At 31.6% G+C, this 23,269-nt stretch carries 29 protein-coding genes and 1 pseudogene; 7 read left to right on the forward strand and 23 right to left on the reverse strand.

All coding sequences use genetic code 11. The features are described 5' to 3' along the window. Window positions 1-543, forward strand: a 543-nt coding sequence (locus NBRC110019_RS15165) for a hypothetical protein (protein WP_281756269.1), incomplete at its 5' end; no start/stop codon positions are given. A gap of 56 nt (window positions 544-599) precedes the next feature. Here NBRC110019_RS15165 and NBRC110019_RS15170 read toward each other — a convergent pair. Next, complete coding sequence (locus NBRC110019_RS15170) at window positions 600-746, reverse strand: hypothetical protein (RefSeq protein ID WP_281756271.1); 147 nt, start codon at window positions 744-746, stop codon at window positions 600-602. A gap of 22 nt (window positions 747-768) precedes the next feature. Between NBRC110019_RS15170 and NBRC110019_RS15175 the strand changes: the two genes are divergently transcribed. From NBRC110019_RS15175 to NBRC110019_RS15200, 6 genes and pseudogenes are all read left to right on the forward strand, one after another. Beyond that, the gene (locus NBRC110019_RS15175) at window positions 769-1,296 is read left to right on the forward strand and encodes a Crp/Fnr family transcriptional regulator (RefSeq protein WP_281756274.1); all 528 of its coding nucleotides are present in this window, start codon (window positions 769-771) and stop codon (window positions 1,294-1,296) included. Window positions 1,297-1,393: 97 nt separating this feature from the next. Then, window positions 1,394-1,993, forward strand: a complete 600-nt coding sequence (gene ribA / locus NBRC110019_RS15180; protein ID WP_281756276.1) for a GTP cyclohydrolase II — start codon at window positions 1,394-1,396, stop codon at window positions 1,991-1,993. 73 nt (window positions 1,994-2,066) lie between these two features. Further along, entirely contained in the window at window positions 2,067-2,483 is a 417-nt protein-coding gene (locus tag NBRC110019_RS15185; protein WP_281756278.1) for a DoxX family protein, read from the forward strand. A 154-nt stretch (window positions 2,484-2,637) separates the two neighbouring features. Beyond that, window positions 2,638-3,055 (forward strand): annotated as a pseudogene (gene tnpA, locus NBRC110019_RS15190) (IS200/IS605 family transposase). 222 nt (window positions 3,056-3,277) lie between these two features. Next, window positions 3,278-4,084, forward strand: coding sequence for an alpha/beta hydrolase (locus NBRC110019_RS15195; protein ID WP_281756280.1), 807 nt, complete (start codon window positions 3,278-3,280; stop codon window positions 4,082-4,084). Between the two features lie 42 nt (window positions 4,085-4,126). Next, entirely contained in the window at window positions 4,127-4,351 is a 225-nt protein-coding gene (locus NBRC110019_RS15200) for a hypothetical protein (RefSeq protein ID WP_281756282.1), read from the forward strand. 514 nt (window positions 4,352-4,865) lie between these two features. On the opposite strand, the gene NBRC110019_RS15205 is transcribed toward NBRC110019_RS15200, so the two are convergent. From NBRC110019_RS15205 to NBRC110019_RS15315, 22 genes are all read right to left on the reverse strand, one after another. Beyond that, complete coding sequence (locus NBRC110019_RS15205) at window positions 4,866-5,903, reverse strand: serine hydrolase domain-containing protein (protein WP_281756284.1); 1,038 nt, start codon at window positions 5,901-5,903, stop codon at window positions 4,866-4,868. After that, entirely contained in the window at window positions 5,903-6,379 is a 477-nt protein-coding gene (locus tag NBRC110019_RS15210) for a thioredoxin family protein (RefSeq protein ID WP_281756286.1), read from the reverse strand. Before NBRC110019_RS15210 ends, NBRC110019_RS15205 begins: the two co-directional genes overlap by 1 nt. A gap of 248 nt (window positions 6,380-6,627) precedes the next feature. Beyond that, window positions 6,628-7,119, reverse strand: a complete 492-nt coding sequence (locus tag NBRC110019_RS15215) for a flavodoxin family protein (protein ID WP_281756287.1) — start codon at window positions 7,117-7,119, stop codon at window positions 6,628-6,630. 169 nt (window positions 7,120-7,288) lie between these two features. Continuing rightward, window positions 7,289-8,254: a VOC family protein gene (locus NBRC110019_RS15220; protein ID WP_281756288.1), complete on the reverse strand. Its 966-nt coding sequence runs from the start codon at window positions 8,252-8,254 to the stop codon at window positions 7,289-7,291. A 13-nt stretch (window positions 8,255-8,267) separates the two neighbouring features. Then, entirely contained in the window at window positions 8,268-9,575 is a 1,308-nt protein-coding gene (locus NBRC110019_RS15225) for a DUF3570 domain-containing protein (RefSeq protein ID WP_281756289.1), read from the reverse strand. 12 nt (window positions 9,576-9,587) lie between these two features. Then, window positions 9,588-9,800 (reverse strand): DUF4266 domain-containing protein, encoded by a 213-nt coding sequence (locus tag NBRC110019_RS15230; protein ID WP_281756290.1) that lies wholly within the window; start codon window positions 9,798-9,800, stop codon window positions 9,588-9,590. Further along, complete coding sequence (locus NBRC110019_RS15235; protein ID WP_281756292.1) at window positions 9,797-10,729, reverse strand: FAD:protein FMN transferase; 933 nt, start codon at window positions 10,727-10,729, stop codon at window positions 9,797-9,799. Before NBRC110019_RS15235 ends, NBRC110019_RS15230 begins: the two co-directional genes overlap by 4 nt. A 49-nt stretch (window positions 10,730-10,778) precedes the next feature. Next, window positions 10,779-11,216, reverse strand: coding sequence for a thioredoxin family protein (locus NBRC110019_RS15240; protein WP_281756293.1), 438 nt, complete (start codon window positions 11,214-11,216; stop codon window positions 10,779-10,781). Next, on the reverse strand, window positions 11,213-11,824 hold the full coding sequence (locus NBRC110019_RS15245; protein WP_281756294.1) for a protein-methionine-sulfoxide reductase heme-binding subunit MsrQ: 612 nt from the start codon (window positions 11,822-11,824) through the stop codon (window positions 11,213-11,215). The genes NBRC110019_RS15240 and NBRC110019_RS15245 overlap by 4 nt, the downstream gene beginning before the upstream one ends. 6 nt (window positions 11,825-11,830) lie before the next feature. Next, entirely contained in the window at window positions 11,831-12,238 is a 408-nt protein-coding gene (locus tag NBRC110019_RS15250) for a DoxX family protein (protein WP_281756295.1), read from the reverse strand. Window positions 12,239-12,324: 86 nt separating this feature from the next. Beyond that, window positions 12,325-12,843 (reverse strand): Crp/Fnr family transcriptional regulator, encoded by a 519-nt coding sequence (locus tag NBRC110019_RS15255; protein ID WP_281756297.1) that lies wholly within the window; start codon window positions 12,841-12,843, stop codon window positions 12,325-12,327. 181 nt (window positions 12,844-13,024) lie between these two features. After that, window positions 13,025-13,555 (reverse strand): hypothetical protein, encoded by a 531-nt coding sequence (locus tag NBRC110019_RS15260; protein ID WP_281756298.1) that lies wholly within the window; start codon window positions 13,553-13,555, stop codon window positions 13,025-13,027. Window positions 13,556-13,619: 64 nt separating this feature from the next. Beyond that, entirely contained in the window at window positions 13,620-14,408 is a 789-nt protein-coding gene (locus tag NBRC110019_RS15265) for a helix-turn-helix domain-containing protein (protein ID WP_281756299.1), read from the reverse strand. A 164-nt stretch (window positions 14,409-14,572) separates the two neighbouring features. Further along, window positions 14,573-16,021, reverse strand: coding sequence for a serine hydrolase (locus NBRC110019_RS16870; protein WP_309297654.1), 1,449 nt, complete (start codon window positions 16,019-16,021; stop codon window positions 14,573-14,575). 102 nt (window positions 16,022-16,123) lie between these two features. Next, on the reverse strand, window positions 16,124-16,663 hold the full coding sequence (locus NBRC110019_RS15280) for a helix-turn-helix domain-containing protein (protein WP_281756300.1): 540 nt from the start codon (window positions 16,661-16,663) through the stop codon (window positions 16,124-16,126). Window positions 16,664-16,878: 215 nt separating this feature from the next. After that, entirely contained in the window at window positions 16,879-17,421 is a 543-nt protein-coding gene (locus NBRC110019_RS15285) for a DUF4377 domain-containing protein (RefSeq protein WP_281756301.1), read from the reverse strand. A 155-nt stretch (window positions 17,422-17,576) separates the two neighbouring features. Then, on the reverse strand, window positions 17,577-18,488 hold the full coding sequence (locus tag NBRC110019_RS15290) for a helix-turn-helix domain-containing protein (RefSeq protein ID WP_281756302.1): 912 nt from the start codon (window positions 18,486-18,488) through the stop codon (window positions 17,577-17,579). A gap of 34 nt (window positions 18,489-18,522) precedes the next feature. Continuing rightward, window positions 18,523-19,260: an SDR family NAD(P)-dependent oxidoreductase gene (locus NBRC110019_RS15295; RefSeq protein ID WP_281756303.1), complete on the reverse strand. Its 738-nt coding sequence runs from the start codon at window positions 19,258-19,260 to the stop codon at window positions 18,523-18,525. Between the two features lie 11 nt (window positions 19,261-19,271). After that, a complete protein-coding gene (locus NBRC110019_RS15300; protein ID WP_281756304.1) occupies window positions 19,272-20,171 on the reverse strand; it encodes an NmrA family NAD(P)-binding protein in 900 nt (299 codons plus the stop codon). Between the two features lie 275 nt (window positions 20,172-20,446). Continuing rightward, window positions 20,447-20,860 carry a hypothetical protein gene (locus NBRC110019_RS15305; RefSeq protein ID WP_281756305.1) on the reverse strand — a complete coding sequence of 138 codons (414 nt, stop codon included), beginning with the start codon at window positions 20,858-20,860 and terminating at the stop codon, window positions 20,447-20,449. A 232-nt stretch (window positions 20,861-21,092) separates the two neighbouring features. Further along, window positions 21,093-22,001: an NAD(P)/FAD-dependent oxidoreductase gene (locus NBRC110019_RS15310; protein WP_281756327.1), complete on the reverse strand. Its 909-nt coding sequence runs from the start codon at window positions 21,999-22,001 to the stop codon at window positions 21,093-21,095. 111 nt (window positions 22,002-22,112) lie between these two features. Next, window positions 22,113-23,201 carry an alkene reductase gene (locus tag NBRC110019_RS15315; RefSeq protein ID WP_281756306.1) on the reverse strand — a complete coding sequence of 363 codons (1,089 nt, stop codon included), beginning with the start codon at window positions 23,199-23,201 and terminating at the stop codon, window positions 22,113-22,115. Between the last annotated feature and the right edge of the window lie 68 nt (window positions 23,202-23,269).

Consider the following 23,269-nt stretch of genomic DNA (forward strand, 5'->3'; position numbering starts at 1 on the left):
GTAGTTATGGGTAATACTGCTTGGGGAGCTAAAACAGTAAAGTCTAACATAAAGGATTTTAAGAAATTAAAACAAATTCGACTCATTTCAGGGCGAAATTCGCCTGTATACTCTTATGGAGGAACAATAGATACAGATGCTGACCCAAATGTTATTGGAGAGCAAGTTTTAGAAATTTGGAATGAAAGAGTTTCGGCTATTCGAGAAAAATTTAAGCATCTTCGAACTGTTGTACTTGTTAAATCAAATGATTTATCACAAGTAGCTGTTTTCGAATTTGATACTGTTAGATATGATTCAGATTTGTACGAATTTGTATGGAACAAAAATGGAAACTTGGAAGGTTATGATAAAGGTGCTGAACATAAAAGTGCGAACAAGCGTTTTACTTGGCAACCTCACGGTTCTCAATTTACAATAACTGAAATTGTACCTGAACAAACTCTCATACTGAAAATAAAGCAACCTGAAAAACTTGACAAAGCGAAAATACTTGAAGCAATCGGATTTGATAAAACTTGGGTAACAATAGAACGGAAATAAAAACTATTGCCAAAAATGGCTATAATTAATACGGGTTTTAGTACTTAATCCTAAGTTTAGGCATATTTACGAAGTCCGCCAAATCTTTTTGATTTGGCTTTAGAACAAAAAGATAAAGCAAAATAAAAAGTTTTGGCTAAATGCTTAATCGAAAGTTCACTACTTTTAATACCCGTACTAACCATAGCCGAAACGTTGTACATAATTTTGCCCCATCCTGAATAAATGTTTGATGAAATTTTTAAAAATACTGGTAAAACAAAATCGTTCTCAAAAGGAGCTATTCTTCAAAGTGCAGGTCAAAAATTGTCCAAGGCGTATTATGTAAAAAAAGGCCTTTTAAAAAGTTATATTATTGATGAAAAAGGAAAAGAACACATTTTTATGTTTGCCTCTGAAGGCTGGATCGTCTCAGATATAGAATCTCAAGCCTTTAAGAATGAAACCGTATTTTTCATAGAAGCAATTGAAAATTCACAAGTCGTAATTGTAGAGGTAGGTGAATTTTCTCAATCAGAAAAAAACCAAAAAGAGTTTAATTTAATTTTAGAAGCATTAGCAAAAAGAATAGGTGTTATGCAAAGACGTATTTTATCGTTAATGAGCGCATCAGCTAAAGAGCGGTATGAATATTTTCTTCAAACCTATCCAGAACTACCCAATCGGGTACCTCAAAAAATGATTGCATCCTATCTTGGAATTACACCTGAAGCATTGAGTACTATAAGAAATAAAATTACCAAAAGGCATTAAGCACTTTATTTATTAATCTAGATTAATAAATAAAGCTATTAAAATAATAATCTTTGCACTAAGCATTTCAAATAGTTAGACATTAATATTTACCACTATGTTACTTCATAAAGAAAAAGTAAAGTTTTCTAATACAGCTAAATTACCAACTAAATATGGACTATTTAACATTGTTTCCTTTAAAGAAGATAGCAGTGAAAAGGAGCATTTGATTGTTACAATGGGGAATTTAATGGCAAAAGAAAATGTTCTTACCAGAGTACATTCAGAATGTTTGACTGGCGATGTTTTTACATCGCTAAAATGTGATTGTGGTGAGCAACTTGAAGCCAGTATGAAATTGATAGCTGAAAAAAAAGAGGGAATTATCATTTACCTAAAACAAGAAGGACGTGGGATTGGTCTTTTCAATAAGGTAAATGCCTATGCTTTGCAAGACAAAGGACAAGATACCATAGCCGCCAATCATTCATTGGGTTTTGACACCGATTTAAGAACATTTGATATCGTTGCTAATGTGATTAATTTTCTGGGTGTTGCATCTATAAAACTATTAACAAATAATCCAGAGAAAGTAAACACCATTTCTAAATCTACGGGCATTTTAACAAGTGTGCAACCGCTTAGAACTAAACCCAACAAGTATAATCTTGGCTATTTAACGATTAAAAAACAACAGCTTAAGCATGCACTTTAATTTCTTAATCTACATTAATATATAACAATATTACATTGATAAAATTTGCACTATTAATTCAAAAACTTAAAAAATGACTACAATAGCAAAATCTAAAAAATCAAAAGGACTAAATGTTGTACTTTGGACAGCACAAGGTCTTATTTCACTAACCTTAATTTGGGCAGCATACGCCAAATTAATTCAACCTATTGAAGAAACCGCAAAAATGCTACCATGGGCATTAGATAATCCTGGGCTATTAAAACTTACAGGAATAATAGATTTACTTGGCGGTATAGGAATCATTTTACCCGCAGCCTTTAAAATACAACAAAAACTATCTGTTTTTGCAGCCTATGGAACTATTGTACTTATGATTGCTGCAAGTATTTTTCATATTTCAAGAGGAGAATCATCATTAATAGGTATGAATATATTTTTCTTAATACTTGCTGTGTTTGTAGTATGGGGACGTACAAAAAAAGCACCTATTTTACCAAAACAATAGAACAAAAACTATACAAAACAAAATATAAATTTAACAGCGGCTTGGGTAAAACCCAAGCCGCTGTTAAATTTATTGGTCTCAGAACTGGGATATAAAACACTGCAATTTTATTGCAGCACTTTAGTAGTGCGAAAAAATTTTTGTAGCTTGTACTATGACAAACTATAATCTAAAAGGATCACATACCACCAGCCGTCTTAGTTGCCACATAGTTTGGTCTACCAAGTATAGATATAAAGTTTTAAAAGACGACATTCAATCTCGTTGTCGAGAACTTCTGATACAAATACTTGATAACTAAAGGATTGAAATCTTAAAAAAGATCATATACATATGCATATAGAATATGCTCCAAAAAATAGTATAAGTTCCATTGTTAAACATATGAAAAGGCGAACATCAATTAAACTACAACAAGAGTTTCAATCACTAAGTACTACCTACTGGGGAAAACATTTTTTGTGGGCTATGGAGCATGGAGTAAAGGAAATGTGACAGATGTGATGGTAAATGAGTATTTAGAACATCACCGGAAAGATTCTTCAGATAGTTTTAATTTTATATTAGAATAGAAATGAGGGACTAAAAGTCCCTCGTATAATCAAACCTCTGGACTTAAAGTCCAGAGTGGTTTAGTATATTTTGATCATAAAGTAATTGCTTTTTTTGCGGTAATATCTTACGCATAGCCATTGAAATAATATAAAAAGTTTTGGCTAGGTGCTTAATTGAAAGTTCATTACTTTTAGTTTCTATACTAATCATAGCCGAAACGTTAGCAACAATCAAAAAAAATGAAAAAAATAATATTCTTAATTATTGTAATTATTACAATTAGCTGTAAAAACAAAGGAATCGTTTATAACGACCCAGTTCCAGAACATGACAGTTTAAAGATTAGTTCAAAGTTTGTAAACGAAGACAGAGTCATTAATATTTGGACACCACCAAACTACAATGAATCAACTGATAGCTTTCCAGTAATTTATATGCCAGACGGTGGAATAAAAGAAGATTTTCCACACATAGCAAATACTTTAGCTAAATTGATTAGCGAAAATAAAATACCTCCTTACATTTTGGTTGGAATTGAAAATACGGAAAGAAGAAGAGATTTGTCAGGACCAACTGAGATAGAATATGATTTAAAGATTGTACCCAATCCAGGTGGCTCAAATAACTTTAGAAGTTTTATAAAAAATGAACTTTTTAATGAAATAAATAATAAGTATCGAACAACAGATAAAAGAGCAATAATTGGAGAATCTGCCGCAGGAATATTTGTTATAGAAACTTTTCTCTTGAACAATGATATGTTTGACTATTATATTGCGATGGATCCAGCTTTGTGGTATAACGAACAGTATTTGGTTAAAAACTTTGATTCATTAGCAAAAGAAGATTATAAACAGAAAAAGAAACTTTGGTTTGCAGGCTCTGATGCAGTTGACATTTCACAACATACAAGAGAATTGAATAAAAAACTAGAAAATTCAAATCTTGGATTAGTATGGAAGTATTCAGATGATCCTGAAGAGCACCATAACACAATCTTTAGAGCTACAAAAGAAAAAGCTCTAATTTGGACGTTAAATGAATAAAAAACGTGTGGTAACAATGTTTATAAAAAATAGGCGAGACAATTGTTAGATGAAAAATTGGAATATGACTTTTTCGGAATAACATCTGACGGAATTGATTGTATTTATTTTGCAGATAACAATGGAAAAACCAATATTGAATTTGAGGTAATCACAAACGGCCAAAAACCTTATGTTGAAAAGATTTCAAGTTTTGCGAAAAAGAATAATTATAATTTAATTAAAACAACTTACGGAAATAAACCTCATTACCCTGAATTAAAATAAGCACCTGTTTATAAACTTCAATTAAATGCGGATAAGCACAAAGCGACTGAAATCGGAACAGAAATAATGACCAAAATATTCAACAAAAACCGAGCGACAAAATTTGAAGTAGTTCCATAAGAAATAAAAAATGTATACTAACATTGGTAGCCGTTGCACAACTCTTAAATAACCGTAAAAGATCAATGATACAAGTCGCTTTAGAGCGACTTTGTTGTTTTTATCGGTAGTGGATTTTCTGGTTTTGTGGTAGGCTTACAATGAGTATTAAAATAATCATTAAATATGGGTGGCAGCGGGGGAGTGAAAGCTCTTTTGGTGCTGAGGCACGAAGCAACAAATGTGCTTGAACTTGCGGTTGGCTTTTCTTTTTTTCAATGGCATACAACGTGTTTATATATGATTTGTTGCGTGTTTCAAGCACTGAATTTAGTAAATAAAAACCGAATAGGAAATCCGCTAGGATTTTCGTAAGTAGGCTAGAACTAGCAATAAATTATATATGTTGTTGTGGCTAGTTTTTCTTTTTTATTATTCTTAAAATTCGTTTATACATTATTTCGGATAAGCTCCAATTGTGGCCATCAAAATTAGTCGTATTTGTAAATTGAATAACAACAGCATCAATATTTTTATGATACTTAGCAATGGTTTGATACCCAGGCATCATTCCAGTATGTTCATATTCGTATAGTGAAGAATAAAGCTCATGTTCCTTTTCGTCTTCAAATACAGTTCCTTCATTTAAAGCTCGAATGAATTTACCTAAATCTTCTGCTGTTGCTAACATTATACCATTATCATCTATTTTTAAGTCGTTTTCATAACCAACATAATAGCCACTCATTACATCGTCTAAATTGACATCCTTAATAGAGCCGTAGGTACTTTTCAAGTTCAAGGGTTCTAAAATTTCTTCTTTAATAAATTGAAATTTTACATTACCAGTAATTTTTTCAATAATTTTTGAAAGCAGTAGATAATTAGTGTTACTATACTTAAATTTTTTATCAGGCTTAAAGTGCGCAGGTTTATCAAGTACTAATGCCAATCGCTCTTTATCAGTTTCTTTAGGGTGAGCCCAATAATAGTGAGTTCTTGTATAATCAGGAATACCACTACGATGCTGAACTAACATCCTTACCGTAATTCTACCCATATTTTCTATGCGCCCTAAAAGTTCTGGGAAATAATCTGCAATTGTATCGTCTAAAGAAAGTTGTTCTTGATGAGCCAATTTGGTAATAGCAAGTGCGGTATATAATTTACTAACACTTCCAATTTTGAATAGTGAATGCGGGTCAGTTGGGGTTTTGCTTTCTCTGTTTTTATTACCTGAAGTGTAGTGTTCTGGTTCATTCCCTTTTTTGTCTACATAAACAATAATTCCATCAAAGCCATAGTCGGCTGCTTTATCAACTTGTTTCTGAACAGAATCTGGTAATGAAGCTAACTTGGCTTTAAGTAATGGCCAAGGGATAAAAAACATTGAAGCCAACGTTGCAGTAAGTAACAGAAATTTCAAAACTCGTTTTGTATTGATGTTGCTCATTATTTATTAGGTTCAACAATATTAAGCATCTCAAGGAATTTCTTTTTTTCAATTTTTCCTACTGCGTAATCAAGTACTTTTCCTTTGGAATCAACAATAATTGTTGTTGGTGTTGCTCCAATCTTGTAATGATTTACTATTTCTTTAGTATTTGGATTATCTATATCAATCATTACAGGCGTAAATTGTGAGTTGACGGCTCTCTCGACTTCCTTATCTGCAAAAACTTCACGTTTCATAATTTTACATGGCACACACCACTCTGCTGTGAAAAATAGAATTGTGTTTTTGTCAAAATCGTTGATGAGTTTTTGAGTGGAAGTAATATTATTATCCCATTTTATATGGTTTGATGGAACATAAAATGAATACCATGCATAAGCAAGAGAAACCACAAGAAAAGTAAGCCAAAACCATTTCCAAAATGGATGAGATTTTCTTTTTGTAGATTTTAATGTTTTGTTTATTGTTTTCATTATTGTAATGAGTTTTGTTTTCTGGTACAAAATTCAGTAATCAAAATCACTCAGTTTAATTTTACTTACCCAGTTGTTGTTTTTTTCTGATGAGTTGTTCAAATTAGCCACAACGTTGTTGTATAAGATTAGTGGCGTGTTTAAGCAACTAATTTAGTAAACAAATACTTGCCAGCGGAAAATTCCGCAGGAATTTTCCAAGTAAGCTAAAACTAGCCATTAATTTTATACTTTGTTGCCACACGTTTTTATTTTCCAACTTGATTAATAAACTTATCTAATTCTTGCTCGTTTATCTCTCCTGCTATCGTGTGTAAACTTCCGAGATATTCCATTCCTAAATAATCAGCGGTTTCAGAAAATGGAAGCCAAAAAATATCGCCTAAATTATTTCCGATTGAACAACTAATTGCAGCCATATTTTTTCCGCGTAATTTTCGTCCAAGGTCTTTTTCAATTTCTAATAAATCAGTTATTCTGTCAAAGAACACTTTCATAATTCCGCTCATTGAATACCAATAAACTGGCGTTGCAAAAATCAGAGTATCATATTTGTCAATTATTTTTCGCATTAATTCGAGGTAATCATCATTTTCGTATTTATGCTCATAATCGTAATAACCGAAACTATAATCGTTTAAGTCTATCAAATCCCAGTTTGATTTTTTTGTCAGTTCATTTGTCAGAGTTTTAGTGTCTCCATCATTTCTTGAACTTCCTGTAATTATGACTTTTTTCATTCAGCGTTTCGTTTTTCTCAAATGTGTGGCAACGTGATTGTGTATGGTTAGTTGCGTGATTTAAGGAACTAAGTTAGCAAATAAATCACAGATAGAATATTCCGCAGGAATGTTCGTAAGTCGGCAGTGACCTAGCAATTAATTATACACGGTGTTACCTGCTGGCTTTTTATCCATTGTTTAATAATAGTATGTTTCCAGTAGCATCTTTACACCAATATCCATTGTCTTTTTCTTCGATAACAGTAATCTGTTTTAAAGCGATTTTTAATCTGTCTTGGCTATTAAATTGAATATGAAAATGACGCATTCCTGCGCTATCTTTTGGAGCTAAAGGTTTATTAATACCGTGCCAAGAATTTAAAGCAATTCTATGTTTATATGCGCCACCACAACCCAAATCGGCATACATAAATTGAGGCATATAATTAAACGTATTAAAACCAATATTTTGGTAAAACGTGTTAGAACGTTCTACATTATTTGCATAAAGATGTAAATGCCCTAAATAAGCGTCATTATCTATTGGTAAATTTGCTTCTGTATCTGTAACATCTTTAAGTATTGATTTTACATCTAGGTATTCTGAAGCACTTTTTATATTACCATCACTATCTTCAATGCCAATTCCTCTTCCAGAAACAACACGTACAAAACGTTCTGGTGTTTCTAAGGTAAACTCAACTGTAATTCCGTCAGGATCTTCTAAATATAAAGATTTAGACATTGTATGATCAACAGGAGAATATGGATAATTGTTTACTATTAAGCGTTGTAACATATTTGCAAACGCAAATTTATTTGGCGCATGTATAGCAAAATGATATAAGCCACTATACCCTTTAATATAACTTGTTTTTGCACTTTCGTGTACAACTACAAGTGTTTGCTTTTCGGTGCCAAACTCTGCATAAGTTTCGTTACTAACTCTTCGTTTCATGCCAACTATATTTGTCCAAAAATGAGTTGAGCGCTTTAGGCTTGTATTGTTTAAATGAATAGCTCCAAAAGAAGCATATTTCTCTTGATTATTAGGTTCTGTTTTCATAGTTGAAAGGGCAGGCTTAGTAAAACTACTTAAGCTTGTAAATAAAGTAACTCCTGCTAGTGTTTTTAAAAAGTTTTTACGTTTCAAAATAAAGTCAATTTTAATCGCGAACAAATTTAATACCAGCTGTTATAATACCCGAACTAAATGTTGTGTTTCTATCATATTGAAAAAATCGCAAATCGATACTTTTTATACCATAATTCCATAAACGAGTTTTAGTAAAAATATCTGTATATGAAACACCTAAACCAAATTGATTTGCACTGTACTGCGATAAATCGTAATCTGAAGTGTAATAGGTTTCGGTTGATAAAGCAGTTTCATAAGGTCTAAAATAATCTGCTTTAGTTTGATTATAAAATCTGTATGATGGATAGATGGTGAATTTACTAGATAACTTAATAGGAACCTCTATACTTGCTGTATGTGATGTAATTCCCCAATCATCAAAATAATAACGATAAAATGTGCGTAGACTTATTTTTTCGTTTAGATACCAATTAAGTCTACCACCAATTGCAATTTTAAATCTAGAATCTGGTAGTTGCTCAATCGCTTCTGCTAAGTGAAAATGATCAATAAAAGAATTGTCAATATCAGCAAAATAAACGCGCTGAAAAGGTGTAGATAATAGTCCTTCTTGCTGAATAACATCTAGTGATAACGAACCTTGTATGTTTTTAGTAAGTATTTGTGAAAATCCTAAACCTACCGAATATGAGTTTCTTCCGGTATCTGAAAATTCATTAAAAATAGGAGTGTAGTTTTGGTTTCCTGTGATGGTGTTTTGTGTAAATAAGTCGTTATTAAGTCCATTACCTCCATTACCAAAAGGTCTCAATTCTGTTGGGTAAATAGTAGTCCAAGAATCTAGAAACACATTGGCAGAAATGCTTAACTCGGTGTTTTTTTCATTAAATAGTTTGGTATAACTACCACCAAAACCTAAGGAAAAATAATCATACTCATTAGCTATAGAGAGATTTGCGTTTACGATACTATTTCGGTCATTAGAACTATGACTGTAACTTCCCGAAATACTAGACCAAACATCACCTGCTGAAGCACCAGAAGAGGCTTGAAAAGGATCTGCTGGACCATCATCAAAAGGATCTACATTGCTTGATGAGGCAGAAGTATAGGCCGAAATTCCGGCATCTATAGTTAGCACATCGTCATCATTTAGTGGTATTGAAACTACAAATGTTGTAGTAAAATCGTTTAATTCTTCTGTTCCAATTCCACCACTAACTGCAGCATTGTCTCCATCTTGTCCATAATAACTAGTTAGAAAATCAATTTCGGTAGTTTCTAAAACACGTTTTTTATAAACTTGTTTAGAGTCTTGTTGTGAGTACGCTTTTGCGAAAGCGAAAAAAAGTATAATAATTATTAAATTTCTCATTTCTTTATCAATTTAATTACAACCGCAGCCACCACCTGTTTTACCACCATTTGCACCTACAGCAGCTTCTCTGTATGAATGCATTGTAGTAACATTTCGGTCACATTTTTTATCGGTTAATACCATATCTGGATCGTTGATATTTACTTTTTCATATTCTTTTACTACAACACAGCTACTTAAAAATATAGCAATACAAGCGAGTAAGATTATTTTCTTTATCATGATTTATCGATTTTAATATTTTTAGATGTTGTGATATTTCCTTTATCATCGATGATGATACATTCTATATTTGGTAATTGATTTATGCGGTCTAGTCCTATTTCTTTTCCCATTACAAAAACCGAAGTTGCTAAAGCATCTGCTAATTCTGCTTTAGGTGCAAATACTGTAACGCTTATAATTCCGCTTGACGGAAAACCAGTTCTAGGATCAATAATATGGGTGTAGCGTTTTCCATTAAACTCCACAAATTTTTCATAATTGCCAGAAGTCACTACAGCTTCATTATTTATGGGTAATAATGCAAAAACTTTGTCTTTATTTAGTGGGTTTGTAATGGCGACTTTCCATTCGTTTCCATTAGGTTGTTTTCCCCAAGTATTCATATCTCCAGATGCATTTATTATTCCTGAAGACACGCCTTTTGAAATGAGTAAGGCTTTAGCTTTATCTGCAGCATAACCTTTTCCTATGGCTCCAAAGCCAATTTTCATTCCTTTTAATTTTAAGAAAACGGTGTTTTTTTCTGAATCAAGGATAATATTTTGATAACCTACTTTTGATACTGACGCTTTAATTTCTTCATTAGTTGGCATCTGTTTCATGCTGCCATCAAATTTCCATATTCTGTCCATAGAAGCATAACTAATATCAAAAGCTCCATCTGTTAATTTTGATATGCCAATAGCTCGTTGCATTAATTGAAATAATTCAGTATCAACTTTTACAGGTGTTATTCCTGCATTTTTATTAATGGCAGAAGTTTGTGATGCTGCATCCCAAGATGAAATTAGCTTTTCTATTCTTGTAATTTCTGCTACAGCAGTATCAATATATTTATGAGCACTAATAGAATCGTTTGCAACTACAGTAATATCAAAGCGACTTCCCATTAATTTTAGTGTGCGTTTATATGGATTTTGAGCCATGCACGAAACAGAAATGCTTAAAATGAGTATGTAAATAAGATTTTTCAAATTATTTAATAAAGCTATTTAGTTCTTTAATATAGTTTTCTGATGTTGTTTTTTTGTAACTGGTTTGACCTAAAATATTGCCTTCATGATCGAGTACGACTACAAATGGAAAAAAGCCTTGTTTGTTGTAGATTTCTGCTAGTTGTTTGTTGTTTTCAGTTTGTTTATCTGAAAGTTTATTTTTCTTCTTTCTAGGAAAATCTGCTTGAAGCATTATGTAATGCTCTTTTGAGTAGTTTTTAAAGATTTCTGTACTCCATATTTCACGATCTAATTTGATACAAGGTGCACACCAATCTGAACCTTGAAAAACAAGAATGATTGGTTTATTGTTTTTTACAGCTTCTTCTTTTGCAGTTGTAAAATCTGTTATCCAATTTTGGGCTTGAATACTGGTAATACTAAAAATGAATATTAGAAATAAAAGTGCTTTTCTCATTTTAAAGATGTTTTTGTTTTTATGATTTGTTGTTTCCAAATACGATAGATTTGTAATACTATAACGGGAATAAAATGAACTATTGCAGCTGCAGCACTTTTTTCTGTTCCTTGTAGTCCTAAAAGAGCCCAATGAATAAAGGCTAGAATAGCAGCTAGATATACCCAACGCTGTAATTTCTTCCAAGATTTCCCCATTTTTCTTATGGCAGTATTCGTACTTGTTATTGCTAATGGAATGAAAATAAAAAACGCAATCCATCCCGTAAAAATGGCAACATCAGAGAATTCATTAATTAATGTTTTAAAAGGGTATTCTAAAACATAAAAAATAGTGTGTAATAGTGTATAAGAGAAAGCCGCCACTCCAAAAAAGCGACGGTTTCTTAATAGCCATTTAGCAATTTTTCCTTTTGGGAATAATAGCTTTAAAGGTGTTGCGATAAGGCTAATAATTAACATGCGACCAGCAAATTCTCCTGTGATATGCATTATCATATCATAGTTTACTTGATCACGATAATAGTTTACAGTAAGTAATGTACCTGGTATGGCTAATATTAACCATAAAATATACTTAGATGTAAAAAATGTTTTGATGTTATGCATTAATGTTTATGCTTTAGGTAAAATAGGCTCTTTTTTACTTCTTCCCCATGCTATAAATAAAGCAATAAGCAGTATTACAACATTCATTCCTACAGACTCATACTCACCTCTAGAGATATGAAATATTGCAGCTGCTACCATAAGTGCAATTGTGCCATAAGCAGCATAAACAGTAAATTGAGGTTTAATTCTAAGTAATGCTGGTAATAGTAAACCTAAACCACCTAATAAATCTACAAAACCTGTTAAAGTAACTAACAATGGGTTTTCTGCTGCCCAAGGCATCATTTTAACGAGTTCTTCTGTTGGAGTACCAAGTTTAGCAGATGCTCCCCAAAGTAGCATTAAAGCAACTAATGCTTGTGCTATCCATAAACCAATGTGTAAAACTTTGTTTCTTTTTTGATCAGTCATTTTTATAAAGTTTAATAATTATAAGCGCAAAGTTGGACTTTATAAAAAAGAATAAAAATAAGATACCTTAAGAAATGAAGTTGAGGCTATTTTTTTGACAGTTTACGTCTTATTTCGCTTAAATATTCTGGTGTAACACCTATGTATGATGCTATAAGTTTAAGTGGTAAGCGTTGTACTAGTGTAGGATAAAGTAATGTGAAGTCTATATAGCGTTGCTCTGCGGTTGCACTTAATAATCCTATAACACGTTTATTTGTGGCAATTAAATTGTTTCTAAATTTTGTTGCAATTTCAATAAGTTCTGTTTTTTCTAATTGCGAAATCTCATTAAATTCTGATTTAGAAATAAATGCAACTTCGCTATCTTCTATAGCTTCAATAAAAATAACTGAAGGTATTTGATTTGTAAAGCTATCCAAATCAGAAATCATCCAGTTTTCTGGCGCAAATTGTAAAATATGCTCTTTACCATTATTGTCTAAAGTATAACTTTTAAGGCATCCAGTTTCTACCAAATAACCATATTTTGTTATTTGACCTTGTTTAAGAAGTACATCTCCTTTATTAACTTTTATTTTTTTTGTTGTTGGTAAAATACCCATGTATTTGCTAGATGTTATTTACATAATTTGTTTTTATAGCTTGCAGGTAACGGCTTGTGTATGAGTAGTAGCGAATTTAAAGTAACTACTTTTCAGAAAGTAATTTACAAAATAAAATAGAATAGCGATTTGAATTAAAACTCAAATCGCTATTACTTATACATGTTGTTGTGTGTAGTGTTTATTCGATAATCTTTTTCAATCTCATTTCGAAAAAAGGAAACCAATTGTTTCCATCAAAAGAATAATCTCCTTTTTCAATCCAAAAACCATCCTCAGAAAAATCCTCACGGAACCTAATAGTTCCACCTTTTTCATCTTTAAATGACCATTCTAATTTTTTGTCGCCTATAAGCGTTATTGGATTTTCCATTTTTCCACCGGTAGAAGAAAACGAAATCATCGTTATGGATTTTTCTTCAATATTATAAGAGATAACTCCAAAAGCATTATGAATAACTTTGTCTTTGTTTTCTTTTGAATATCCAATTCCGTCAACCATAAATACTGTATTATCTACTTTTGAGCTTATCGTTTCAGTTTGAGTGAATTCTTTTTTTTCTTTATTGATGAACATCCAGCCATTACCAGTCCAAGTGCCTTTCATAAAACTTAATTGTTCTAAATTCTTCAGAGAGTCCTGAACTACAATTTCTTGTGCAAAACAAGAAACTGATATCAATGAGAGAAATAGTATAATTGCTGTTTTCATATTTTTTTATTTTTGGTAAAGGTATAATCTATAAAATATGCTCAATTGTAAAAACACGTCAAATTTAGGCAAGAGAAATCTCAATTTTTTTTAGATAAGTTTCGTAGTCAGAAACCGACCTTTTCATCTTTCTTTTAAACTCATTTATGAAATGGGATTGGTCGTAATAATTATGCTTATAAATAACATCAATTTTGTTTTTGTTATTTTCTAACAAATCTTCCCATAATTTTCTTTGCTTTAAATTACTTGCAAATTGCCTCATAGATAAACCCACTATAGACTTGAACCTTTTTTGAACCACACGTACAGAAAACGGAATTTTATTAAGAATTAGATGTATTGGTGTTCCATGAGACAGCTCTACACAGATAAATTTCACCAAGTCATCTTGTTCAATTTCCACCTTATTAAATAAATGCGTGAGTTTTTTTTCTAGTAGAGGAAGAGATAACAGATACTTTTTTATGTTATTATCTAGATTTATATGTTTTGTTATTAAATCGGAAGCCTCAATCGTTTCGTTTATGATTTCTCTTTTGCTAAATAATTTTGGATTGAGCGATAGCCAGGGATTAAGTCTAATTCCAAAATAAATTGAATTAGGAAATACAGGCTGATGATATTTTTTATTTCTAGGACCAAGAATTCTTATTCCATTAAAGTAAGGTTGTTGAATTAAAACGATAGAAACATTACTTTCAGGTAAAGTTTCATGTTTAATAGGGAAATTCAAGTTTTTATTTTCCAATACTTCAAAAACCCAATAGTCTTGAACTATTTCAGCTAAATGCTTGGAAGGTAGAAACTCTTTGTAATACATATTATTCTTTTTCAACTCGGTTTTTTGCATTACACACAACGGTTTGTATATGAAATGTAGCGTGTAAAAATACAATAATTTTCGATTTAGCAAAACTTTGTAAATAAGCACAAACCTTCGATTTTAGCACTTATTAGCTATGTTTTATATACTTTGTTACCTGCTGGCTTTATTCGGTTTTACATTTTTTTTCCTTAGTGTAAACTCACCACTTTCGTAATTTTCCATTTTCCATTTTGATTATGCCATACTAAGATGAATTTGACTGGTATTGATTCAGCGTTAGGTTCTTGGTTGTTGTGAAATTTATGAAACCCTATTTGTACTGCTCCATAGTTGTTAATAGGATAAATTTCAACACTTTCTTTTATTAATGTTCTAGTTACTTTTCCACAAATATTCCGTTTAGTTCCTTCAATAATATCTTGCTTCGAGGTCATTAGTCCGCCTTTATCGTGATAAAACTCTATATCATCACTATAAATATCCGTTTGTTTTTCTAAATTACAATTATTGTAGGCGTCAAAAAACTCCTTGTCCATTTTAATTATAGTATCATATAATTCTTTGTCTACTGGAATGTATTCTCTTATTTTGGTTGATTTTTTAATATCGTACTGTGCTTCTTTTCCTGTTTCAATTTCCATTATCTCTTTTCCATAATCACCTAGATAATCAATTAATATTTTTTCAAAAACCTTATAACCATCATCTACATTTGTGAAAATTAATATCCCTTGTTTAGTTTTTGGAAATATAAATACAATCGTTTGTACTCCTTTATCCGCACCTCCGTGCGATAAAGCATAATTACCATCCTTAAAGTCATATTTTTCAAATCCAAGCCCAAAATGTTTTCCGTTTTTTGAGGGAACCTGATTTGTTTGCATTTCTTTAAACACTTTATCTGAAAGCTCTTTTCCATTCATAACACTAATTAAGAATGTTCCATAATCTTCAATAGTTGTTAATAAGTCATCGGCTGCATTTTCAGTCTTTCTTTTATAGGTTTTATATTCATTCCCTTCTTTATCAAAACCTAATGCAACTCTAGATTCATCTGTGTTTTCATCCCAAACATATTTAGTGTCTTGCATTTTTAAAGGCTCAAAAATAAGTTCAGAAGCTAGTTCATTTAAGCTTTTTTGAAATTTATTTTCTAGTGCTTTTCTTAGATATTCGAAACCCTCTCCAGAATATTGATATTTTGTTCCTGGAGTAAATATAAATTTTAATTTACCATCTCTCCAATTTGAAAAACCTGTTTGATGACTTAAAATAAGTCGGGTGGTAAGTAATTTAGTTCTATAATCATTTTTAATATCAGAATCAATCCAGTATTGATTCAGTGGTTCGTCTAAATCAAGTTTTCCTTTACTTACTAATTTTAGGGCAACAACAGCCGTAATAGGTTTTGTTAATGAAGCAACATTGAATATGGTGTTGTGTGGTGCTTTTTGTTTAGATTTAATATCACCAAACACTTGTATTTGACTTAATTTACCATTGTCGATTATTCCCAATCCTAAAATTGGTATATTGTTTTCCTTTAACCACTTTTCCATTTCGGATTTAGTCTCATTTTGAGACATTAATGTTACGGAATTAAGTAGTATAAGTATTATAAATAAGTGTTTTTTCATTTTTTAAATGTGTTTGCTATTTAATAACTACAATAGTACTTCTTATAAATAAAAAAAGAATGAAAAAGGGGCTGACAATAACACGACAAATAATTGTCGTGTTTATATAAGACTGAACTTTAGGCTTATATAAAGTTTTTTGTTTTTATCTACTTCAACAGTATTACGAATTATAATATAAACATTAACTAATATAAGTAGAAGCATCGTTAGTGGAACAGTTTGCTTACTTAGCGGAAATACATTTCCAAGAAAAATAACGATTAATACAATAAGAGGAAATGATAAAGTCCATAAAATTTGTATGGACACAATTTGCTTTGTTATTGAGTTAACTTCTTTTTTCCAATACATAATTATTAGAGGAAGAATTATACTCCCTAGTGGAATGATAAGGAGTAATAAAGAAGATACGTTTATTAACTTAATCAATCGAATATTGTCTTTTTTTTTATCTAAATCACCTTGAATTAGTTTTTCTTTATTAATTTCTAAAGCTTTAGATAAAGCATCTAAAGTGTGTCCTTTAAGTTCTTGTCCAGACTCAATACGTTGAATTGTTCTAATAGATATATTAGCCCTTTCAGAGAGTTGTTTTTGCGTTAAATTTAATTTCTCTCTATATTTTAAAATATTATTCACTTTGTTTTTTTTGCGCTTGCAGGTAACGTTAAATATATGGCAAGTTGGGCAGAAAATAAGCGATTACTTTCGGTTTAGTCACAAGCCAAATCTTTTTATTTTAATTTATCTCTTTAATACCAAATCAAAAGATTTGGCGACTTTGTAAATAGACAATGACCTTTCGAATAAACACTAATCGCCCAATTTGCTATATATAGTGTTGGCAACAGTTTTTATTCAAGTTCCATTAATTGTATTTCATCATTTGAAATTCTTTTAAAAGTTCCAATTACAAAATCTTGATTCTGTATTGTCGTTTCTAATTCATTGCAAATATTGTTACAATCAATATTTATTTGATTAAGTAATTTTAATCCAGAGTCGTTTGTTATAAAATTTTCTCCATTTATTTTTAAATCAATATCAAAAAGAGTTTCATTATCAACTTCTTGAGTTGACACAACTTCTACGAGAGTATATTTTAAAGAACTTCCGTCAGCAGGTGGATTTTCTATAGGTTCAACGTTTACTGAGAGATTATATATTTTACCAGATTCATAAGCAAATCCTTCGATATTTGTGTAGAATTTAGTCCAACTATCTGTTCCAATATTATTTCCTTCCTGTACGAGTAATGTTAAAACAGGACCTACAGCTATTCCTGTATTCTGGAAATGGTTAATTCGCATATCAATAATTTGAGATTCATTTCTGTCATCATTAGAACAAGAGAATATAATTCCAATAACCATTAAAAGTAAAATTTTCGTTTTCATTTTTTTTAGATTTCTTATTATTATTTAGATGCATAATTGTGCTAATGGTTGCGTCAAATTGTTGCCAACGTCGGTGTATGTGGCGTGGCGGCGTTTAGCCGACATGAGCATCATACACATTGTTAGCGGTAGTCTTTTCTTCTTAAACTATGCATTTAGTTAAAGGATTGTCTAAATTGCATTGGTGATAAGTTTGTCTTTGACTTAAACAATTTACTAAAAGATTGTGGATGTTCAAAACCTAATTCATAGGCAATCTCACTAATAGAAAGTTCAGTTGTAGATAATTTTTCCTTGGCTTTCTCAATAAGTCTGTTATGAATATGTTGCTGTGCATTTTGCCCTGTAAGAGAACGTAACATATCACTTAAATAACTTGACGACATATTTAAATGCTCCGAAACGTATTGAACAGAAGGTATTCCTTCCACAATCGTTTTTTCATCATTGAAACAATCATCTAAAAGCGTTTCCAACTTCTGTAGTAAATCATTATGTACCGCCTTTCTCGTTAGGAATTGACGCTTGTAAAATCGGTTACTGTAATTCAACAATAATTCGAGTTGTGAGATTATAACATCTTGGCTAAAATCATCAATTCTGCTTTGTAATTCATCATCAATTATTTTAAAGATTGAAAATATCGTGTCCTTTTCTTTGTCAGATATATGCAATGCTTCGTTAGTTGCATAAGAGAAAAAACCATATTGCTTAATTTTAATTGCTAATGGATAGGTCAAGAAAAAATCTGGATGAATTAGTAATAAATAGCCTGTACTCTCAACATTATGAGCTTCAAAAATTTGATTAGGAGCTGTATATACCAAGCCACCTTCTCCAAAATCATAATAATTTTGCCCATATTTTGCTTGACCGCAAAGATTGGACTTATATGAGATTTTGTAAAAATTAAGAATAAATGAATTGCCTAAATCTTCTTCTACGATTTTTATATCTTTAATATCAATAAAACTTATCAATGGGTGCAAAGGCTTTGGTAAACCCAGCACCCGATGAAAAGCTGATAAAGATTCAAATTTTCGAAAAGTATTTTCTGCTTTTTTCATAGTATAAATTTATAAAATCTTTATTAGATATTTGCTACCAAGGACATTCTCCTGTTTCTGGATTATATTCTTCACTAATAAATTTTCCTGTCGGTCCATCATTAGCAATCATTGCATATTTGGCTATGCGGGCTGCTGCTGCTTCAACAGTTCCTGTGCCACGATGTCCATTAAAATCCGTTTTGGTAAAACCTGGGTCTACCACATTTACTTTTACTGGTGTTTCGCGTAATTCATAAGCCAAAACAAGAGAGTACATATTCAATGCAGATTTTGAAGGTTGATACACCGCTCCTTTATGGTGATAATATATGTTATTTGGGTCATCTGCTAATGTTAATGAACCTTGGCTGGAACTTACCATCACTATCCTTGGTTCATTTGATTTCTTCACTAAATCTATAAAAGACTGTGTGACCCTTACTTGTCCAATTACATTCGTTTCAAAAACATCAAGAAACTGTTGCGACGTTGCCTCTAATGCCGATTGGGGAAAGCCACCAGTGATGCCAGCGTTATTAATCAGCACATCAATCACATCCGTTTTTTTTCCTATTTCAATTCTTGCAGATTTTACAGATTCGTCTTTGCTTATATCTATTTGTATAGCTTCAACATTATCCAATCCTTCGGACTTTAGTTTTTCTACTGCTTCTTGACCGTTTTTTAAATCACGACTTCCAAGAAAAATAGAATAGCCCTCTTTTAGTAATTGCCTTGCTGTTTCGAAGCCAATACTTTTGTTTGCTCCTGTTATAAATACTGTTTTCATTTTTTTGAAATTTAATTGTTATAAACTTTTGCAAATTCCTTGGCGAAATCCGCCAATTTCACTTTGCCCATTGTTGGTTTGTTTTGGTTGTAGTCTTCATATAATGTACCATCTCCCTGTGCTGTTTGCATTTCCACAAGTCCTTTGGCTGCTTGTGGATTCATACCCATAGACAACATACCATCAAGCATTTGTTTATCTGTAATTGCCTGCCATTTCAATTCTGGTTTTCCTATAGCATTTCCTAAAGCGTCTGCTATTTCGTTTGGTGAGATTTCATCGCTTGCAATATATCTCACTGTTCTTCCTTCAAAAGTACTTTCCATTTCCTCTACTATGGCAGATGCAATATCCATAGGTGAAACCCAAGGTTCTTTTTGGTTACCTCCGTAGTTTGATATGATAACGCCTTTATCTTTTACGCTTTGGACTGACCTCAATAGGTTAGTGTAAAAACCAGATGGACGCATTACTTTAATGGACACATCCGTTGGTAATTGTTTAAGAATGTTTTCTATATTGTAGTGGAAAATAAGATTGCCATTGCCCGAATCTTTGTCGGCACCAATAGCACTTAATTCAATTACCTTTTTTACTCCTGCTCGCTCTATCGCAGTTTTGTAGTTTTTACCGAGTTGTGTCATATCTTCAACGATGTCAATATTCGGGTCAAAGAAACTTTGATTTCCCAGTGTTGCCATCACATAGACTACGTCTGCTCCTTGAAAAGCTTTCGAGAGAAAATCAACATCTTCCATTTTTCCAATTGCAGCCTTTGCACCTAATGCAGCAATATCTTTTTGTCTTTCCGTTTTACTGCTAATAACAGTAACCGAATGTCCTTTTTTAACCAACTTTTGTGTGAGTGGTTTGCCTATGTTCCCTAAAGAACCTGTAAGTACGATATTCATATTTCTTATTGTTTATTTGAAATACAAAGGTCGTAGGATGGAATTTTACGAATATAGTCTAATTGAGGACTTATGTAGTCGGAATGATAAAATTTCCGAATTTGATGGTTGTTTCGGTGTTTTTTTTTGATTACCGCTAACGTTTATGTATAAGAATAGTTGCGGGTTTGTATGCGAGGATTTTCCGAAGGAAAATCAGACGTTACAAACACTCAACGACCTTTGATTAAGCACTAAACCGCAATTATTTTTATACGGTGTTGTACACTGGCTTTTTATTCAGCTATATACTCAAATATTATTTTCGGATTTACAGTTTTCGATTCCGTTTCCTGTTTAAATATCCGCAATTCTTTATTATATCTAATAACTAAAGTATCAAAACTTTTCCACTCAAATTTCATATCGGAATTTTTTAGGTAAGCCAAGTCCGTTATAAATATTGGTTCGAGTTCTTTCTCTTCATTATTTTCACAGTCAGTTGCGTAAATTGTCATTCCAGCGTTGGTTACAGCATTTCCGGCAATTTTAGTCATTATTATTTTCCGCAAACCTTTAGAGTCACATTCCGTTTTCAGTTCGGTTTTAATTGAATCTCCAAACATATCAAAGTTTGCCATAAAAATCGTAAAAACTATAAAGGCTATAATTCCGAGTAATAAAATTCCAATTAGTATCTTTTTTATCAATTTGAGTTCGGTTTTTAGCTTGTGTACAACGTCTAGGCTATGATTAGTACGGGAATTAAAAAACGATTAATTTCCGGTTAAGCACTTAGCCAAAACTTTTTATTTTGGTTTATTTTTTTCTTTTCTAAAGCTAAATCAAAAAGATTTGGCGAGCTTAGTAAAAATACACTAAACTTTGAATTAAACACCAAACCCCGTATTAATTATAGCCATTGTTATGGGCTGCTTTTTTCTAAAACTCATTGTGAATTAATTCCATATTTGCCATAGCGCCAGCAATATTCCCATTGGCAACTGCATTAGCAACTGAACGCATCATGGTAGAATTATCTCCGCAAGCAAAAACACCTTCTATACTTGTCTTTTGAAAGTTATCTACCTCAATATAGCCTTGTTCTGTTGTTTCGCAACCAAGAGTAATTGGTAATTCTGAATGTTGCTTGAAAGGAATAGCAGCATACATAGCATTAAAGGTCATTTTTTTACCATTTTCGAGTGCTATTTTTTGAATGTTACCATTGTCGTGTTCTACTTCTATAATTTGTGATTCAATTATTTTGATATTGTTCTTTTTCAATTTGTCAGTTTGCTCAATATTAAAATTATTTTTCCCGTTTGTAAAAATTGTAAGGTCATTCGTTAGGTTATTGACTAATGATGCTATGTGAAAAGCAGTATCTCCATTAGCCATAATTCCTGTTTTTTGTCCTTTAAATTCATAACCGTGACAATATGGACAATGAATGACAGAAATTCCCCAACAATCTGAAAACCCTTTAATGTCTGGCATTAAATCTTTTATACCTGTAGCAAAAATTAATTTTTTACCTTTAATTTGTTCCCCTTTTTCTGTAGATATTTCAAAATTATTTTGTGCTTTTTTGCCATCAATTACAAGGTCGTTTAAGAATTCTACCGTATTATACTGCAAAACGTCTTCTTTTGCTTTTTTCGCAATTACAGAAGGTTTAATTCCGTCTTGAGTAATGAAATTATGAGAATGTGGAGTTTGTGCGTTGCAAGTTTTACCACTATCAATTACCAAAACATTTCGTAGTGAACGTCCCAATGCCATTGCTGCAGAGAGACCTGCATAACTTCCTCCAATAATTATTACATCATAGATTTTATTTCTTGTCATATCATTTTCTTTTGAGAAGAGCGTCAATGGAAATGGAATAGTTAGTGCTAGTGAAGTCATTCCAGTTTTTTTAATCATTGACCGTCTTGTTATTTTATTCATTATATAGGATTAAATTTCTAAAAAAGGATAATCCGTATATCCTTTTTCCCCTGTCGTGTAGAATGTATTTTGATCTGCTTTTTGTAGTGATGCATTTAATTCAAACCGTTTTACCAAATCTGGATTACTAATAAAAGGTTCACCAAATGAAACTAAATCAGTTATGTTATTTTCTATTGCATCATTTGCTAATTCTTTTGTGAAAGCACGGTTTATCATATATGTTCCCTTGTAGAATTTTCGATAATGTTTTGCCGTATTTATAATACTTTGTGTTGGGGTTTCATCATCTGCTTCTACGTATCCACCTATATGCAAATAGGCTAAATCATAATCATTCAATTTTGTAATTATATATTCGAATATTTTCTCAGTCTCGTCATCCGTTTTCATTCCAAACCAAGTCCTAAAATCAGGAGAAAGTCTAACGCCCACTTTTGAAATAGGAATTTTTTGGCGAATTGCATCTAAGGTGTCAAAGAGAATTCTTGCTCTATTCTCAATACTTCCTCCATATTTGTCTGTTCGAATGTTCGCACATTTAGCGAAAAATTGATGAAATAGATATCCATTTGCAGCATGTATTTCTATACCATCAAAATCTGCTTTTATCGCATTTTCTGCTGCTTTCTGAAAGTCTGAAATTGTATCTTGAATTTCTTTAACACTCATTTCTTTAGGCATTTCAGTATCTTTAAAACCTTCTGGAGTGTAACATTGAGAATTTGGATTTATAGCTGAGGGTGCTAGTGGTAGTTTACCATTTATCAAATCAGGATGAGATATTCTTCCCACGTGCCAAAGTTGTGCAAATATTTTACCTTCCTTTTGATGCACTTTTTGAGTAACATTTTTCCAAGACATTTTTTGTTCTTCAGTATATATGCCTGGTACATTAATATAACCAACTGACCGTTTACTCACATTTATACCTTCTGTAATAAGTAAACCTGCTGTTGCTCTTTGTTCATAATATTCAGCTATTAAGTTAGTTGCTAAGGCTTGCTCATTGTCTGCTCTACTTCTCGTCATAGGAGCCATAACAACTCTATTTTTTAAAGTTAAACTTTTCGTAATGTATTTATTTAAAACAGTCATCTTTTATATTTTAAGTTTTGGCAAATTTAAATAAAATAACTACTATTGCAATATGTTCGCATTAATTA

It is taken from the genome of Neptunitalea chrysea, assembly GCF_027924145.1.
GTDB lineage: Bacteria > Bacteroidota > Bacteroidia > Flavobacteriales > Flavobacteriaceae > Neptunitalea > Neptunitalea chrysea.

Coding starts and splice junctions, on each gene's coding strand:
- NBRC110019_RS15240 (WP_281756293.1), bottom strand. CDS start 11,216: ATGAGAAAAGCACTTTTATTTCTAATATTCATTTTTAGTATTACCAGT.
- NBRC110019_RS15185 (WP_281756278.1), top strand. CDS start 2,067: ATGACTACAATAGCAAAATCTAAAAAATCAAAAGGACTAAATGTTGTA.
- NBRC110019_RS15300 (WP_281756304.1), bottom strand. CDS start 20,171: ATGAATATCGTACTTACAGGTTCTTTAGGGAACATAGGCAAACCACTC.
- NBRC110019_RS15205 (WP_281756284.1), bottom strand. CDS start 5,903: ATGAGCAACATCAATACAAAACGAGTTTTGAAATTTCTGTTACTTACT.
- NBRC110019_RS15175 (WP_281756274.1), top strand. CDS start 769: ATGTTTGATGAAATTTTTAAAAATACTGGTAAAACAAAATCGTTCTCA.
- ribA (WP_281756276.1), top strand. CDS start 1,394: ATGTTACTTCATAAAGAAAAAGTAAAGTTTTCTAATACAGCTAAATTA.
- NBRC110019_RS16870 (WP_309297654.1), bottom strand. CDS start 16,021: ATGAAAAAACACTTATTTATAATACTTATACTACTTAATTCCGTAACA.
- NBRC110019_RS15230 (WP_281756290.1), bottom strand. CDS start 9,800: ATGATAAAGAAAATAATCTTACTCGCTTGTATTGCTATATTTTTAAGT.
- NBRC110019_RS15255 (WP_281756297.1), bottom strand. CDS start 12,843: ATGGGTATTTTACCAACAACAAAAAAAATAAAAGTTAATAAAGGAGAT.
- NBRC110019_RS15195 (WP_281756280.1), top strand. CDS start 3,278: ATGAAAAAAATAATATTCTTAATTATTGTAATTATTACAATTAGCTGT.
- NBRC110019_RS15210 (WP_281756286.1), bottom strand. CDS start 6,379: ATGAAAACAATAAACAAAACATTAAAATCTACAAAAAGAAAATCTCAT.
- NBRC110019_RS15225 (WP_281756289.1), bottom strand. CDS start 9,575: ATGAGAAATTTAATAATTATTATACTTTTTTTCGCTTTCGCAAAAGCG.
- NBRC110019_RS15260 (WP_281756298.1), bottom strand. CDS start 13,555: ATGAAAACAGCAATTATACTATTTCTCTCATTGATATCAGTTTCTTGT.
- NBRC110019_RS15295 (WP_281756303.1), bottom strand. CDS start 19,260: ATGAAAACAGTATTTATAACAGGAGCAAACAAAAGTATTGGCTTCGAA.
- NBRC110019_RS15290 (WP_281756302.1), bottom strand. CDS start 18,488: ATGAAAAAAGCAGAAAATACTTTTCGAAAATTTGAATCTTTATCAGCT.
- NBRC110019_RS15235 (WP_281756292.1), bottom strand. CDS start 10,729: ATGGCTCAAAATCCATATAAACGCACACTAAAATTAATGGGAAGTCGC.
- NBRC110019_RS15250 (WP_281756295.1), bottom strand. CDS start 12,238: ATGACTGATCAAAAAAGAAACAAAGTTTTACACATTGGTTTATGGATA.
- NBRC110019_RS15285 (WP_281756301.1), bottom strand. CDS start 17,421: ATGAAAACGAAAATTTTACTTTTAATGGTTATTGGAATTATATTCTCT.
- NBRC110019_RS15265 (WP_281756299.1), bottom strand. CDS start 14,408: ATGCAAAAAACCGAGTTGAAAAAGAATAATATGTATTACAAAGAGTTT.
- NBRC110019_RS15245 (WP_281756294.1), bottom strand. CDS start 11,824: ATGCATAACATCAAAACATTTTTTACATCTAAGTATATTTTATGGTTA.
- NBRC110019_RS15310 (WP_281756327.1), bottom strand. CDS start 22,001: ATGACAAGAAATAAAATCTATGATGTAATAATTATTGGAGGAAGTTAT.
- NBRC110019_RS15315 (WP_281756306.1), bottom strand. CDS start 23,201: ATGACTGTTTTAAATAAATACATTACGAAAAGTTTAACTTTAAAAAAT.
- NBRC110019_RS15170 (WP_281756271.1), bottom strand. CDS start 746: ATGTACAACGTTTCGGCTATGGTTAGTACGGGTATTAAAAGTAGTGAA.
- NBRC110019_RS15215 (WP_281756287.1), bottom strand. CDS start 7,119: ATGAAAAAAGTCATAATTACAGGAAGTTCAAGAAATGATGGAGACACT.